Source organism: Corynebacterium tuscaniense (assembly GCF_008693065.1).
Lineage (GTDB): Bacteria > Actinomycetota > Actinomycetes > Mycobacteriales > Mycobacteriaceae > Corynebacterium > Corynebacterium tuscaniense.
The window spans coordinates 1-551 of the sequence record NZ_VXKH01000202.1; the positions used below are offsets into that span (position 1 = coordinate 1).

Below are 551 nucleotides of genomic sequence, written 5' to 3' on the forward strand. Positions count from 1 at the left end.
TCCAGATTCAGCGGCACGTTCGGAATAAACAATCCCGGCATGCTCGTAGGCAGCTCACCTTGGTCGGCCACGTCCGGGACCTTCCACCCGAAAGCAATAGCCAACACCGTGACCACCAGGATGGTCACCAAAGGCGCAGGGATCACCGTGGTCAGCCGCGGCAGCACCAGCATGATCACCAGCCCCATTGCCACCAGCACGTATACCATCCACGGCACATGCTTAAGATGCGGCAGCTGCGCGGTAAACATCATGATGCCCAAAGCGTTGACGAATCCGGTCATCACCGAGCGCGGGATGAAACGCATAAGCTTGGCGACGCCCAGCATCGCCAAGATGATCTGCAAGATGCCGGCCAGCATGATGGTGGCCACCACATAGTCAAGGCCGTGACTGTGCGACAACGGCGCAATAACCAAGGCCACCGCGCCCGCCGCCGCAGAAACCATCGCGGGGCGTCCGCCGGTGAACGCGATGGAGATTGCCATGATCACCGAGGCAAACAAACCCACGCGCGGATCGAGCCCCGCCAAGATGGAAAACCTGAGAAA

At 60.1% G+C, this 551-nt stretch carries 1 protein-coding gene; it reads right to left on the reverse strand.

Annotated features, from left to right (window positions below):
• The coding region (locus tag F4V54_RS11285) for a SulP family inorganic anion transporter (RefSeq protein ID WP_150387191.1) at positions 1 to 551 on the reverse strand (551 nt) is incomplete at both ends.